Below are 14,115 nucleotides of genomic sequence, written 5' to 3' on the forward strand. Positions count from 1 at the left end.
CGCACGCCAACCGAATTAACCGCGGGCCCGTGCCGCGGCCGCGCCGGCGCCCAGCATCACGAGGACGAGCGTCACCATGGCCCACTTGCGGGGCTTCGTCATCGGCGTCGTCTCGGGGTCGAGCGGGAGGTCTTGGCGCGACTCGGGCCTCTGTCGCGCCGCACGCACCGGAACCGGTTGCGGCGCAACGAGAGCAGGTGCGGGCTTGGCCATCGCGGCAGGGGGCGGCGGGACCACCGGCGCGGGCACCGGTGCCGGAGCCGGAACGGGTGCGGGCGCGGGAGGAGGCGGTGCGGAAGAAGGCGGTGCGGGCGCCGGCACCTCGGGGCGCGGTGCGGGTGGCTGGACGCGCGGGGGCATGGGGGCCGGCAGGCAGCCCGCCGCGTCGATCATGGCCATCGGCGGGCCCGACGAGAGCTCCACCGCGGCGCCGCCGGAGATCCGGTAGAGGCGGCTGCGGCCCTGGTAGCCGTTGTTGACGGCGTAGACGGTGCCGGCCGAGTCGATCACCACGGCGCCGTAGGTGGACTTGCCGGGAAGGCCGGCGATCTCGGTCCTGCCCACCACCCGCCCGGTCGCCGGGTCGAACGACACGACCTCGCCCGGTCCGTGGCCCGCCGCCGACACCCCGGTCAGCTTCCCACCCAGGTCGGCCGTAAAGTCGTCGAGCGTCAGAGCGGGCCAGCCCAGCACGGCGGTCCGCGTGATCCTGAGGTACGAGGGGCTGGCCGGGTCGATGTCGATCGCGTGCAGCCTGGCGTGGTCGCGCACGTAGAAGGTGGTGCCGACGACCGCGCCCGCGGACACGTCGTCGGTGCGGAACCAGTGCGCGCCGACGGGTCCCAGGTCGTCTACCGCGCCCTTGGTGTCGATCAACACGACGTGCGACGGGTTCTTCCACGAGTGGTGGCCTTGGGACGTGAGACCGACCAGCCGGCCCAACGACGACGAGTACCCCAGTGCATTCACCGCGTAGTCCAGCCGAGCCACTTCTGTCACCCCACCGGATGACAGCTCCACTTTCGTGAACGTCGAAAACGAACCACGATGGTGTGAACTTACTTGATAAGCGTCACAGTTCGACGGTGCAGTCTGAGCAACGGCGCTGGTGAACGGCGTGGAAAGCACCATGAGCGCCGAGACGGAGCCCAACGCGAACACATTCCGCCGCAACCGGAATGGAGTAACCCGATACGACAACCGGGCATTCGTGCTGTTGCCGCGCATTTCCACCTGACCATTGCTCGTAAACCAGACCGTGCTGTACCGGTCACAGTAGACCGTGGTCTAATCCCACACCAGAAAGGAGCCGAATTGAGCATTTACCTCAGCGGCGCGCTCTGGGTTCTCGGTGCCGCCGTCATCTCCGCGGTCCTCGTCGTCCTCACCCGCCGGTTCGGCTCGGACGAGGTGGGCGAGAAGAACCTCGGCGCGGGCGGTTCGGTGTTCAGCATCGTCGCCGGCCTGCACGCGGTGCTGGCCGCGTTCGTCCTGATCTCCCTGTTCGACTCCGCCAACAGCGCGGAGGAGCAGGTCCACAAGGAGGCCAACGCGCTTGTCGCGGTCAACTGGTCGGCGGACTCGCTGCCGGAGCCCGCGAAGACCAAGGTCGACGAGTTGATCCGGGACTACGTGTCGATCGTCGTGCGGGACGAGTGGCCCCGCATGCGCGAGGGCGAGAACGTCGGCAACAAGGGCTGGCTGACGTTGAACCAGCTCAGGGACACGATCGCGTCGGCGGCACCGGACGGCGACTGGCCGCAGGACCGCAAGGCCGAGGCGGCGAACCAGCTCTGGGAGGTCTACCAGGCCCGTCAGCAACGCCTCGACGCGGCCGAGAACGGCGTGAACCCGGTCGTCTGGCTCGCTCTCGTGATCGGCACGGGTCTGTCGCTGCTGTTCCCGTACCTGTTCCGAGGCCCGACGCTGGTCTCGCAACTGCTGATCACGGTCACGCTCACCTCGACGCTGGTCCTGCTGCTGTTCGCGATCTACCAGTTGCAGAACCCGTTCGACGGCGGCGTGCTCATCCCGTCCGACGCGTTCAGCTCCGCCGTCGACAGGCTGAGCTAGCGCGAATCCGCCGTGCCGTCCGCTTCTTCGATCTCGACGGACAACACCTCTCCGTCGAGGATCTTCGGCAGCGGGTCGGTCTGCGCGAAGTAGCGATTCGCGAAGGCGCCGACCGCACGGGTCGAGGCGGCGTCGACGCCACCACCGATGACGCCGCCCAGCACCGGAACGCCCTTGGCGACGACGCTGCCGAGTTTCTTCGTGCCGTATTTCGTGATGAGCGCCGACGCGGCCTTCTTGGTGAACTGCTTGATGCCGACCTTTTTGAACAGCTCGGTCCCGGCGTTCCCGAGAAGGCAGAGCAGGATCGCCATCTGCACCTCTTCGCTGTCCACGTCGTGGCCGCGCAACGACGCGATGGACGCGATGAGGTGCGTCTGGATGACGTACGAGGCGGCCACGTTGGACGGCAGCGAGATCGGCAGCGTGATCAGGCCACCGAGGTTCGTCAGGAAGCCCTGTGCGCCCGCCAGCGCCACGTGGGTGCGGATGAGGTGTTTGATCGCGTCGGTCTCGTCGCCCTTCTTGGCGAGCGCGTCGGACGCGGACTCGCGAGCGCTCTTGAACGGGCCGAAGCCGTCCACGCCCGCACGCAGCAGGTAGTCGGCGATGCCCTGCTGGACCTTGTTCAGCTCACCCTTGGACTCAGCCACGATCCCGACATTACGCGTCCGGTTGGCGCGGTGAGACCTCAACCGGCGAGTCGAGCGTCGTGATCGCGCCCGTGCTGCCGTCCACGGTGATCCGCTCGCCCGTCCTGATCCGCGTCACGGCCTCCCGCACGCCCACCACCGCCGGAATCCCGTACTCGCGCGCCACGACGGCGCCGTGCGAGTTCGCACCGCCCATCTCCATGACGAGGGCGCCCGCGGTCAGGAACAGCGGCGTCCAACCGGGATCCGTCGAGGGCGCCACGAGGATCTCGCCGGGTTCGAGGTGCGCGCCCACCGGGTCCATGACGACGCGCGCGACACCGGTGATCGTGCCCGCCGACGCCGGTGTGCCGACGAGATCGCCCTCCACCGGGGCGCCGTGGTGCACGGCCTCGGGTTCCGTGCCGTCCGACAGCAGCACGCGCGGGATGCGCCGGCGCCGCAGCTCGCGGTCGTAGACCTCGCGCCGCGCCGCCACGAGCGGCCGCAGATCTCCCTGCGGAGAGCGCATCTCCTCGAAGTTCAGGAAGAACACGTCGTCCACGGCGTCGAGGTGCCCGTCGGCGACGAGCTGGGCGCCGGCCTCGGCGATCCGCTTCCGCAGCGTGCCGAACAGCGTGATTACCAGGTACTTCGGGTACTCCCGCAGACCGGCCAGCACCCTGGTGCGGCGCAACGCGAAGCGCACGAACCAGCCGCGTCCCCACGCGCGGCGGGCGAGCGTCTCGATCATCGCCTCGGCGTCGGCGGCGCCGCGGGCGAACACCGCGTCGGGGTGCGCCCGGTCGTCCTCCAGGCGCAGGAAGTTCTTCACCACGCCGACGACGTGCGCGGGGTCGTCGGACCAGCGGGGCAGCCCGAGGTCGATCTCGGCGACGGCGCGGTGCCCCCACCGGGCGAGGAAGCGGTCGAGCGCGGCCGGGCGTTCGCCGTCGCGGAACTGCCGCAGCGCGACGGGATCGTGCCGGATCTCCTGCGCGAGGTCCCACAGCGCCAGGTCCATCTCGGTGGTGACGTTGTTGGGCAGGCCGCGCAGAACGGTCTGCAGCTCCCCCGGCCGGGTCTTCACGACCTTGCCGGCCAGGCCGAGCATCGCGAAGCCGACCAGCGCGGCCGGTGCGAGCCGGGGCAGCACCGGAACGACGCACTGCCGCAGCGCCTGCTCGACGGAGAGACCGGCGGCCTTCTCCAGGACCTCCCGCTCCGTCCGCAACGCGGTGCGCACGGCTTTCTCCGGGTCGACCAGTGCTTTCACCACCGTCACGGGCACGCGGAACCGGCGGGCGAGCCGGAGCACGCGCTTCACCGCGGGCGTCGGCGAGGAGTTCCTGACCGCGAACCGCGGGTCGTCGAACAGCCCGCGCAGCACCTCGGAGGACCGCGCCTCCATCACGGCGAGCAGGCGTGTGACGAACTCGCGGCCCACCTTGCTCCACAGGACCTTGGTGACGTCGAAGAAGATGCGCTCGCCGTTCTCCACATAGGACCGGCTCCCCGGGTCTCCGATCACGATCTCGAAGGCCGCCTTGGAGACCTCCCGGAACGCCGCGCGCCCCATCGGGGTGATCGGGCGTTCGAGGCCCTGCGCCAGGCTGAAGCAGAAGTACACGTGGCTGCCGCCGTCCGGGTTGTCCGGCAACGGGAACAGCGTCGTGACCGGGCGGGCCTGCGTCAGGTGCAGCTCACCCTCGTCGTCGATGGCCCACTCGGTGTCCTGCGGTGTCCTGTAGTGCCGCTGCACCTCGCGGCCGAGGACGGCGAGCGCGTGGACCTGCCCGTCGGTGAGGCACTGCTCGCCGCTCTCCCCGGCCTCGACGTGCTCGGTGCCGCCGCCGGGCAGCGAGCGGATGACGAACCTCTTGTCCCCCAGTCGCTTCTCGACGATGTCGGAGCCGTCGACGACGAAGTGGTCGGGGTTGACCGCGCCGGACACGACCGCCTCGCCGAGACCGGGACTCGCGTCGATGACGATCTGGTCGCGCTTGCCGGTGACGGGGTTCGCCGTGAACATCACGCCCGACACCGCCGACTGCACCATCCGCTGCACGACGACGGCGAGGTACGTGGTGGTGTGGTCGATGCCGTTGGTCTCGCGGTAGCTGACCGCGCGGTCGGTCCACAGCGAGGCCCAGCAGCGGCGCACGGCGTCGACCACCGCGTCCTCGCCGATGACGTTGAGGAACGTGTCCTGCTGGCCCGCGAAGCTCGCGAACGGCAGGTCCTCGGCCGTGGCGCTGGACCGCACCGCCACGGGCACGTCGTCGCCGAGCGCGCGGTACCCGGCGACGATCGCGTCCCGGATCTCCTGCGGCACAGGGGTTCCCAGCAACGTCCCGCGGGCGTTGCCCGGTGTGGTGCTCGCCGGGTCGACGGCCCGCGCGACGGCGCGGTAGGCGTCGGTGGTGACGCAGAAGCCCGGCGGCACCGGCAGGCCGGCCCTGGTCAGCTCACCGAGGTTCGCCGCCTTGCCGCCGACGGTGGCGAGCATCGAGCCGTCGATGGACTCGAAGTCGATGGTGAGCGCCATGGCCGCCCCTCCCGGATCCGCCTGGAGAGGAGGTTACGAGCCTTCGCCCAAAAACTCAACACGTGATGAATAAATTACCGGGTCACAGCTCCCGCCCGGAGCGGCCCACCCAGTCCGGCAGGGGCTCGCGGGCCTGCCGCCACTCCTCCGGCGGTCCCGTGACGACGCCGCCGACGATCGCGGCCGTCGTGTCGATGTCACCGCCCGCCTCGACGCACGTCGTGATGGCGGCGCGGTAGTCGTCGAGGTGGCGCGAGGCGACCCAGAGCGCGAACGGCACGGTGTCCTGCGCCGTCACTCGCGAGCCGTTGCCGAGGACGTGTGCGGCCTCCTCGGCGTCGTCGATCTTGCGCGAGGCGCTACCGGCGGCCTGCTTCCACGGCGTTCCCCTGCAGGATGGTGAAAGCCCCCGCGCCGTACCCGAGGCAGGGCTCGCAGCGGTCGGCGAACGTCGCGGCGAGGCTGTCCTGGTCGACCTCACCGTGGTCGCGGAGCTCGGCGACGAGGTTGCAGGCCATTTCGGTGTCGTCGGTCCACTCTCACGGGCCCCGCAGCGGCTTGCCGGCCACGAGGTCGGCACCGAGCGGCCGACCATGAAGAACTGCGCGCCCAGAGCGTCGCCGGCGGAGAGCCCGTCGAGCGAGGCGTAGGCGAGGTCCAGGCGCGCGCAGAACTATGCGCATCACCTGGGATTTTACCCGTTCACCCTGCCCTGGTCGCGTGATGTCGCGGGTCAGCGCGCCTGCCCGGCGGGCGTGAAGACGAAGCTGTCGCGGAAGCCCCCGTCGCCGCGCCTCGTCGCCATCAGCCGCAGCTCCGGCATGAAGTGGAAGAACACCAGCGCCCCCGAGCGGTCCGGGTAGCCGAGCGTCTTCGAGTACTTGGGGTTCGTGCCGCCGAGCCACAGCGGCGGCTCGCCGTACTCGGCGATCACGTCGTCGAGCAGGCGGTCGTGCTCGCCCAGCACGCCGGGGATGCGGCTGTCGGCGTCGAGGCTGAGCCAGCCCTGCCGGTGCGCGAGGTCCGCGTACACCGACGCCATGACGTCCTCGCTGCGGTGGCCGAGCGCCTCCTGCACCGCGCCGCTGACCATCGCCGCGTTCGCCGCGCCGCGCTTCACCAGCGCCTCCAGCTCGTTCTGCCAGCGATCCGTGCGGTCGTCGGCGAACGCCAGCGCGTCGAGCAGGGTGAGGATCACCGCCTCACCGCCGTACATACCGGGACGCCGGACAGCGGCATTGAGCTGACCGAGCAGGTAGCGACGTAAGTCGTCGAACGAAGGCATCTCTCCCCCTTACTGCGAGATGTTCTATCAGTTGCACGGAGGCGAAACAGAATCGCCTTCACGACCGACAGGGGAGGCAACGACCGGGGAGGGACCACATGAGCATCAGCAACCGGCAGATCGTCGCGTACTGGGTCGAGCACGAGGTCGACCTCGTCATCGACTGGAGCACGGCCCACGAACGGTGCTGGCGCTGCGGTTACAGGTCCTCACTGGAGCAGCACCTCGTCGTGCCCCCGTCGATGGGTGGCGCGCGCACCACGGACAACGTCGTGCTGCTGTGCGGGCGGTGCGTCAGCGAGTCGCCGAGCCACCAGGACCCGCGGTACCTGTGGCGGTGGCTGCGCGCGACTTCGGCGCTGTCGGCCGACACGTACTGGACGTTGCGGGGGTGGGAGGAGTTCGAGGTCATCTTCGGCCGCAAGCCCCTGGAGTGCTTCAAGGAGGCGGAGGTCGACCACCGGTCGCTGAACGCCGAGTGCCGGGCGCTGGCGGCGGACGAGTTCGCGAAGACCGTCGTGCGGTTCGGGGAGGGGCGGCTCAACCCGTCGACGATCGCGTGCGTGATCGCGGAGGTCGAGAAGAAGCTGGCGGACCGTCACGGCATCAAGCTTCCGTGACGACCCGCAACGCCGGTTACAGCATCTAACTCAACCAGCGAGATCTAGGGCCGCACCCGGTAGAACGCCCCAGACGTGAAAGTGGGGACCACCCTCACGGTGGCCCCCACTTTCACGTGCACGTCATGCACATCCGGCTCACTGCCGTACCGGGTGTACCCGGTACAGGATCAGCTGCAGCCGGAGGTGCTGCCGCAGCCCTCGCACAGGTAGCACGAACCGGCCGGACGCATCTTCGTGCCGCAGGTCATGCACAGCGGCGCGTCCGCGGCCTTGCCCAGGTGCAGCTCCAGCAGCTCGGTCGAGCTGCCGACCTGCTTCGGCGCGGACGGCTCGACCGCGGTCTCGACGGCCGGGGCCGCCTCGACCGAGCCGCGCAGACCCTCGAGGTCCACATCGGACGTCGCCGGGGCGCCGTACTCGCCGGCGACCTGCGCGGAACGCTCGTCGGCGGTGAAGATGCCGAGCTGCGCGCGCTTGTCGTACGGCAGGTAGTCGAGCGCCAAGCGGCGGAACAGGTAGTCGAGCACCGAGGTGGCGATGCGGACGTCCGGGTCGTCGGTCATGCCCGCCGGCTCGAAGCGCAGGTTCTGGAACTTCGAGACGTAGAACTCGAGCGGGATGCCGTACTGCAGACCCACCGAGATCGACATCGAGAACGCGTCCATCACGCCGGCCAGCGTCGAGCCCTGCTTGCCCAGCTTGACGAAGATCTCGCCGAGGCCGTTGTCCGGGTAGGAACCGGCGTGCAGGTAGCCCTCGGCGCCACCGACCGTGAACGACACGGTCTGCGACGGGCGCTTCTTCGGCAGGCGCTTGCGGACCGGGCGGTACTCGACGACGGTCGCGGAAGCCTCTGCCGCGGCGGCCTTCTTCTCGGTGGCCTTCGCGGACTTGCCGGCCGACAGCGGCTGGCCGACCTTGCAGTTGTCGCGGTAGATCGCGAGCGCCTTCAGGCCGAGCTTCCAGCCCTGGTAGTAGATCTCCTCGACCTCCTCGACGGTCGCCGACTCCGGCATGTTGACCGTCTTGGAGATCGCGCCGGACAGGAACGGCTGCGTGGCCGCCATCATCCGCACGTGGCCCATGGGCGCGATGGAACGCTCACCCATGGCGCAGTCGAAGACCTCGTAGTGCTCGCGGCGCAGGCCCGGCGCGTCGACGACGTGGCCGTGCTCGCCGATGAACTCGACGATCGCCTCGATCTGCTCGTCCTGGTAGCCCAGGGACTTCAGCGCGCGCGGCACCGTCTGGTTGACGATCTGCATCGAGCCGCCGCCGACGAGCTTCTTGAACTTGACCAGGGCCAGGTCCGGCTCGATACCGGTGGTGTCGCAGTCCATCATCAGGCCGATGGTGCCGGTGGGGGCCAGCACGGACGCCTGGGCGTTGCGCCAGCCGTTCTTCGCGCCGATCTCCAGCGCCTGCTGCCAGGCCTCGGTCGCGACCTTGTGCACCGACGAGTCGTTCGCGTGGTAGGTGCGGATCAGGTCGTTGGCGGCGGCGTGCTTGCGCATGACGCGCTGGTGCGCCGTGGCGTTGCGCTTGTAGCCGTCGTAGGCGCCGACGATGCCCGCGAGCTCGGCGGAGCGGCGGTACGAGACACCCGTCATCAGCGAGGTGATGGTCGCGGCGAGCGTGCGGCCGCCCTCGGAGTCGTACGCGTGGCCGGTCGCCATCAGCAGCGCGCCGAGGTTGGCGTAGCCGATGCCGAGCTGGCGGAACTTGCGGGTGGTGTCCGCGATCGGCTCGGTCGGGAAGTCCGCGAAGCAGATCGAGATGTCCATCGCGGTGATGATCAGCTCGACGGCCTTGGCGAAGGTGACGGCGTCGAACTTGCCGTCGTCACCGAGGAACTTCATGAGGTTCAGCGACGCGAGGTTGCAGCTCGAGTTGTCGAGGTGCATGTACTCCGAGCACGGGTTGGACGCGGTGATGCGGCCCGACTCGGGGCAGGTGTGCCAGTCGTTGATCGTGTCGTCGTACTGGATGCCGGGGTCGGCGCACTCCCACGCGGCCTTCGCGAGCTTGCCGAACAGCTCCTTGGCGTCGACGCGCTCGATGACCTCACCGGTCTGGCGGGCGCGCAGGCCGAAGTCGCCGCCGCTCTCGTAGGCGTGCATGAACTCGTCCGACACGCGGATCGAGTTGTTCGCGTTCTGGTACTGCACCGAGACGATGTCGGCGCCGCCGAGGTCCATGTCGAACCCGGCGTCGCGCAGCGCCCGGATCTTGTCCTCTTCGCGCGCCTTGGTCTCGATGAACTCCACGACGTCCGGGTGGTCGACGTCGAGGACGACCATCTTGGCCGCGCGACGGGTGGCGCCACCGGACTTGATGGTGCCCGCGGACGCGTCGGCGCCGCGCATGAACGACACGGGGCCGGACGCGGTGCCACCGGAGGACAGCAGCTCCTTCGACGACCGGATGCGCGAGAGGTTCAGGCCGGCACCGGAGCCGCCCTTGAAGATCAGGCCCTCCTCGCGGTACCAGTTGAGGATCGACTCCATCGTGTCGTCGACCGCGAGGATGAAGCACGCGCTGACCTGCTGCGGCGAGCTGGTGCCGACGTTGAACCACACCGGCGAGTTGAAGCTGAACACCTGGTGCAACAGCATGTAGGTGAGCTCGTGCTCGAAGATCTCGGCGTCCTGCTCGCCCGCGAAGTAGCCGTGCTCCTTGCCGGCGCCCACGTAGGTCTTCACCACGCGGTCGATCAGCTGGCGCAGCGACTGCTCGCGCTTCTCGCTGCCGACGGCACCGCGGAAGTACTTGCTGGTGACGATGTTGGTGGCGTTCACCGACCACGACTCGGGGAACTCGACACCGCGCTGCTCGAAGTTCACCGAGCCGTCGCGCCAGTTCGTCATGACGACGTCGCGGCGCTCCCAGGTGACCTCGTCGTAGGGGTGGCGGCCCTCGGTCGTGTAGACGCGCTGGACCTTCAACGCGGCGGGCTTGGCAGCCGCCCGCGCGGCTGTCTTCTTGGCTGAGCCGCCGACGGTCTCGGTCACGGTGGATCTCCCTCGTGCTGGTGCTTTAGAAAGATGGTTTGCCCTGCGCGCCGCAAAAGGCGCGCGGATCACTGCTCGGCCGGTGCTTCCTCGGCGCGGGCAGTGCGAAGATCGAGGATTTCCTTCTCGAAGTCCTCGACGGACGAGAAGGACCTGTAAACACTCGCGAAGCGCAGATAAGCGACCTCGTCGAGCTCGCGCAGGGGGCCGAGAATGGCGAGACCCACCTCGTGGCTCGCGATTTCCGCGCACCCCGTCGACCGGATCGACTCCTCCACCTGCTGAGCCAGAACCTGGAACGCGTCCTCGTCGACCGGGCGGCCCTGGCACGCCCTGCGCACGCCGACGACCACCTTGTCGCGGCTGAAGGGCTCCGTCACGCCGGAGCGCTTGACCACGGCGAGAACCGCTTCTTCGACCGTGGTGAACCTGCGGCTGCAGCTGTTGCAGGAGCGCCGGCGGCGGATCACCTGACCCTCGTCGACCTCACGGGAGTCGACCACCCGCGAGTCCGAATGGCGGCAGAACGGACACCGCACGCCACCTCACCCCTTCCCCGCGCAGCACTCACCACAGCAGCCTCACTGGTCGGGTTACCCACAACCTGTGGACTACTTGGAACGGTGCAACCACTAGATGTAGGGGTAGAACCTAGATCGCAATCGATGCCGGGCGCAACTCGACACGGCGCGTCGCGTGTCACCCTGTTGGACGAACCGCCGACGATCAGCGGTGATTACACAGCGACGCCCACCTCATGACGCAGCGAACACGTCAGGGTGGGCGCGGAACCACAAGATGTAGGGGCAGGCCTACGGGGTGACCCCCACCTGCTGGAGGTAGAGCACGCCGACCGCGACGACCGTCAACGCGCTCAGGACGCCGGCCGCGATCAGCTCGAGCATCGACTCGCGCTTCGCACGGACCTCGCACGAGCTCGACCCGCGCTTCGCGGGAACCACGATCTGGTGCGGCCGCGTCGCCGGACGCCTCGGCATGACACGAGGCCCCGAACGGAGTGGGCGTCCCGCTGCGACGTCCGCGTCCTCGACAACGCGCAACCGCTTCTCGACGAGCACCGCCATCACGACCTCCATCGCAGGTCAGCCACCTTGATCGAACAGAGGTTCGATCGAACGTCCGTGCGAATTTCTACCAGACCGGATGGCCGGGCGCCACAACACGCGCCCAAATAGCTCGAACAGGTGTTTGATCTGCGCAGCAAACACGACTACCGTCGACCGTGAAGATCGACGGAGGCCGGAATCCCATTCGAACTGGGGGGCGGCGAGGAGGACAGCGACCGTGGCAGGCAAGACGATCGACCCGGAGCCCGCTCTCGCGGAGACGAAGGTGAACGAGATCGCGGGAAACGCCGGCCTGACCCTGCGTCAGCGCAAGGTGCTCGACGTGATCCGCGACTGGGTCGACCGTTTCGGCTACCCGCCGAGCGTGCGTGAGATCGGTGAGGCCGTGGGTCTCACGTCGACCTCGTCCGTGGCGTACCAACTGCGCGCGCTGGAGCGGAAGGGCTTCCTGCGCCGCGACCCGAACCGCCCGCGAGCGGTCGGCATGCTGCCCACCGAGATCGACCCCGGTCTCGACCCCATGTCCAAGCCGACGCCCGCGTACGTGCCGATGGTCGGCCGGATCGCGGCAGGTGGCCCGATCCTGGCCGAGGAGTCGATCGAGGACGTGTTCCCGCTGCCGCGCGAGATCGTCGGCGAGGGCGAGTTGTTCCTGCTGCGCGTCGTCGGCGACTCGATGATCGACGCCGCGATCACGGACGGCGACTGGGTCGTGATCCGCAAGCAGCCCACGGCCGACCAGGGCGAGATCGTCGCCGCCATGATCGACGGCGAGGCGACCGTGAAGACGTTCAAGCGCAAGGACGGCCACGTGTGGCTGATGCCGCACAACCCGGCCTACCAGCCGATCAACGGCGACGAGGCCACCATCCTCGGCAAGGTCGTCACGGTGCTGAGGCGTCTGCCGTAGCTTCGCCGCGGGCGCGCTTCTTCTTGCTGAAGAAGTCGAGCCACTTCTGCCTCGTGGCCTCCATGTCCACGACGACGAACGCGAAGAACTGACCCATGTCCTTGAGGCGGGCACCGACCGGCGTGTCGAGACCGAAGATCTCGGCACCGTCCAGTCCGGTGTCCGCCCAGGTCGAGTTGCGCTGGGCACTGGACAGCCACGCCTGGTACCAGAGGTCGTCGCCCAGGAAGTAGCGCACGCGCTTGCCGTCGCGTTCGGCGCTCAGCAGGTCGAGTTCCTGCAGGTAGGCGGTTGAGCGCGAGACCGTGCCGGGGCTGACCGACAGCCGCAGCACGAGCTCCGTCGCGGTGAGACTGCCCCTGTCGGTCATGAAGATCTCGGCGAGGATCCGCGCCGCCGTGCGCGTGAGTCCGGTCTGCCGGAACACGCCGACCAGTCTCAGGTGGAACTCCTGCACCTCGCCCGGACCGCGGTCGAACGAGCAGGACTCCTCGTCGACGTCGAGGTCGTCCACGGCGGGCATCCGGCGCGTCGCCCGCTCGCTCGCCGCCCGGTGCGCGGCACCCGGCCGGTAGTTGTTGTGCCCCCCGTTGCGGACCACCTCCCGCTGGATCGTCGAGGCCGGCCTTTGCAACCGCCTCCCGATCTCGGAGTAGCCGAGCCCGTCCCAGAGGAACTGGGCGATGAGCTGCCGTTCTTCTTCATCCAGGCGTTTACCGGGCACGACATCATGGTGCCTTGCACTTCAAGCCATTGCAATGAGTCTTTTGACTCCGTCCGCAAACGTTCCTAGCTTGCAGGAAGGGGAAAGAAGCTCGTTGCAAGGGGGAAGCAATGCCACTGAGCCCGATGACGTACCCGGACGGGCACGCCGGCTGGCGAGCGCACGACCACGCTTCGGTGCGTGCGGTGCTCGCGGACGACCGGTTCAGCATCCGGCCGGACCTGATGCACAACCCGTTCGGGCCGGGGCGTCCCGGTGACGCGCCACCGTCGCCGCCTGGTGCGTTCACCGACCACGACCCGCCGGAGCACACGCGGTACCGGAGCAGGCTGACGGGTCAGTTCACCGTGCGGCGGATGCGGCTGCTCGCCGAGCGGCTGGAGGTGATCACGGTCGCGCACCTCGACGAGCTCTCGGCGGTGGGCTCGCCTGCGGACCTGGTCGAGCACTTCGCGGTGCCGGTGCCCGGGTTGATGATCTGCGAGCTGCTCGGCGTGCCGTACGAGCGGCGTGCCGAGTTCCAGCAGGACGCGATGGTGCTCACCGGCGGCAGCGGCGCGGAGGCCGGCGAGGCGGAGGCGATGTTCGCCGCGTTCGGGAGGTTGCAGCGGTTCATGCTGGAGATGGTCGCGGCGAAGCGGGCTCGGGCGACCGACGACGTGTTGAGCGATCTGGTCAACGCGGACCACGACCTGAGCGACGACGAGATGGCCGCGATGGGCATGGCGTTGCTCGGCGGCGGGCTCGACACGACGACGAACATGCTGTCGCTCGGCGCGCTGGAGCTCATGCGGGAGCCGGCGCGGGTGGAGGCGATGCTCGCCGATCCCGCGGCCGCCGTGGAGGAGCTGCTCCGATACATCAGTCTGACGCCCGCGACGGTGCGCACGGCGTTGGAGGACGTCGAGGTCGACGGTGTCGTCGTGCGGAAGGGCGACACGGTGTTCGTCGAGCTGGCGTCGGCGAACCGCGATCCGGCGCGGTACGCGGATCCGGACGTCCTCGACCTGGCTCGGGGCGCGACCGGGCACCTGGCGTTCGGGCACGGCGTCCACCAGTGCATCGGCCAGCACCTCGCGCGGATCGAGTTGAAGATCGCCTTCCCGGGCCTCTTCACGCGGTTCCCGGGGTTGCGGCTGGCCGTGCCCGAGGACGAGTTGCCGCATCGGGCGAGCCTGGTGATCGGCGGGCTGGAGCGCATGCCGGTCGCCTGGGACTGAC

The 14,115-nt window shown here is 69.0% G+C and carries 14 protein-coding genes; 4 read left to right on the plus strand and 10 right to left on the minus strand.

The window, feature by feature from the left end; genetic code table 11:
- Window positions 1-15: 15 nt before the first annotated feature.
- Window positions 16-1,227, minus strand: coding sequence for a DUF6923 family protein (locus BLQ91_RS41705; protein WP_425412565.1), 1,212 nt, complete (start codon window positions 1,225-1,227; stop codon window positions 16-18).
- Window positions 1,228-1,314: 87 nt separating this feature from the next.
- Between BLQ91_RS41705 and BLQ91_RS31385 the strand changes: the two genes are divergently transcribed.
- Window positions 1,315-2,073 (plus strand): bestrophin-like domain, encoded by a 759-nt coding sequence (locus BLQ91_RS31385; RefSeq protein ID WP_090102731.1) that lies wholly within the window; start codon window positions 1,315-1,317, stop codon window positions 2,071-2,073.
- Here the strand turns inward: BLQ91_RS31385 and BLQ91_RS31390 are convergent.
- The 5 genes from BLQ91_RS31390 to BLQ91_RS31405 all read right to left on the minus strand — a co-directional run bounded on the left by BLQ91_RS31390 (window position 2,070) and on the right by BLQ91_RS31405 (window position 6,538).
- Window positions 2,070-2,726, minus strand: a complete 657-nt coding sequence (locus BLQ91_RS31390) for an EcsC family protein (protein WP_090102733.1) — start codon at window positions 2,724-2,726, stop codon at window positions 2,070-2,072. The two genes, BLQ91_RS31385 and BLQ91_RS31390, sit on opposite strands and share 4 nt — an antisense overlap.
- A gap of 10 nt (window positions 2,727-2,736) precedes the next feature.
- Complete coding sequence (locus BLQ91_RS31395; protein ID WP_090102735.1) at window positions 2,737-5,253, minus strand: PEP/pyruvate-binding domain-containing protein; 2,517 nt, start codon at window positions 5,251-5,253, stop codon at window positions 2,737-2,739.
- Between the two features lie 82 nt (window positions 5,254-5,335).
- Window positions 5,336-5,599 carry an ADP-ribosylglycohydrolase family protein gene (locus BLQ91_RS43005; protein ID WP_281199703.1) on the minus strand — a complete coding sequence of 88 codons (264 nt, stop codon included), beginning with the start codon at window positions 5,597-5,599 and terminating at the stop codon, window positions 5,336-5,338.
- A 13-nt stretch (window positions 5,600-5,612) separates the two neighbouring features.
- Window positions 5,613-5,771, minus strand: coding sequence for a hypothetical protein (locus tag BLQ91_RS43010; protein WP_245733939.1), 159 nt, complete (start codon window positions 5,769-5,771; stop codon window positions 5,613-5,615).
- 215 nt (window positions 5,772-5,986) lie between these two features.
- Window positions 5,987-6,538, minus strand: a complete 552-nt coding sequence (locus tag BLQ91_RS31405; RefSeq protein WP_143022902.1) for a hypothetical protein — start codon at window positions 6,536-6,538, stop codon at window positions 5,987-5,989.
- 98 nt (window positions 6,539-6,636) lie between these two features.
- Here BLQ91_RS31405 and BLQ91_RS31410 point away from each other — a divergent pair, with 98 nt between their 5' ends.
- Window positions 6,637-7,158 carry an HNH endonuclease gene (locus tag BLQ91_RS31410; protein WP_090102737.1) on the plus strand — a complete coding sequence of 174 codons (522 nt, stop codon included), beginning with the start codon at window positions 6,637-6,639 and terminating at the stop codon, window positions 7,156-7,158.
- Between the two features lie 170 nt (window positions 7,159-7,328).
- Here the strand turns inward: BLQ91_RS31410 and BLQ91_RS31415 are convergent, their stop codons facing one another.
- The 3 genes from BLQ91_RS31415 to BLQ91_RS31425 all read right to left on the minus strand — a co-directional run bounded on the left by BLQ91_RS31415 (window position 7,329) and on the right by BLQ91_RS31425 (window position 11,269).
- Window positions 7,329-10,172 (minus strand): vitamin B12-dependent ribonucleotide reductase, encoded by a 2,844-nt coding sequence (locus BLQ91_RS31415; RefSeq protein WP_090102738.1) that lies wholly within the window; start codon window positions 10,170-10,172, stop codon window positions 7,329-7,331.
- 68 nt (window positions 10,173-10,240) lie between these two features.
- Window positions 10,241-10,711 carry a transcriptional regulator NrdR gene (gene nrdR, locus BLQ91_RS31420; protein ID WP_089924179.1) on the minus strand — a complete coding sequence of 157 codons (471 nt, stop codon included), beginning with the start codon at window positions 10,709-10,711 and terminating at the stop codon, window positions 10,241-10,243.
- A gap of 273 nt (window positions 10,712-10,984) precedes the next feature.
- Window positions 10,985-11,269 carry a hypothetical protein gene (locus BLQ91_RS31425; protein WP_090102739.1) on the minus strand — a complete coding sequence of 95 codons (285 nt, stop codon included), beginning with the start codon at window positions 11,267-11,269 and terminating at the stop codon, window positions 10,985-10,987.
- A gap of 223 nt (window positions 11,270-11,492) precedes the next feature.
- Here BLQ91_RS31425 and lexA point away from each other — a divergent pair, with 223 nt between their 5' ends.
- Complete coding sequence (gene lexA / locus BLQ91_RS31430) at window positions 11,493-12,170, plus strand: transcriptional repressor LexA (RefSeq protein WP_218130474.1); 678 nt, start codon at window positions 11,493-11,495, stop codon at window positions 12,168-12,170.
- On the opposite strand, the gene BLQ91_RS31435 is transcribed toward lexA, so the two are convergent.
- Window positions 12,145-12,894, minus strand: coding sequence for a GbsR/MarR family transcriptional regulator (locus BLQ91_RS31435; protein WP_090102741.1), 750 nt, complete (start codon window positions 12,892-12,894; stop codon window positions 12,145-12,147). The two genes, lexA and BLQ91_RS31435, sit on opposite strands and share 26 nt — an antisense overlap.
- Before the next feature lie 110 nt (window positions 12,895-13,004).
- Here BLQ91_RS31435 and BLQ91_RS31440 point away from each other — a divergent pair, with 110 nt between their 5' ends.
- Window positions 13,005-14,114 (plus strand): cytochrome P450, encoded by a 1,110-nt coding sequence (locus BLQ91_RS31440; RefSeq protein WP_245733940.1) that lies wholly within the window; start codon window positions 13,005-13,007, stop codon window positions 14,112-14,114.
- The last annotated feature ends 1 nt before the right edge of the window (window position 14,115 follow it).

It is taken from the genome of Lentzea jiangxiensis, assembly GCF_900104175.1.
In the GTDB taxonomy this organism is placed as follows: Bacteria; Actinomycetota; Actinomycetes; order Mycobacteriales; family Pseudonocardiaceae; genus Lentzea; species Lentzea jiangxiensis.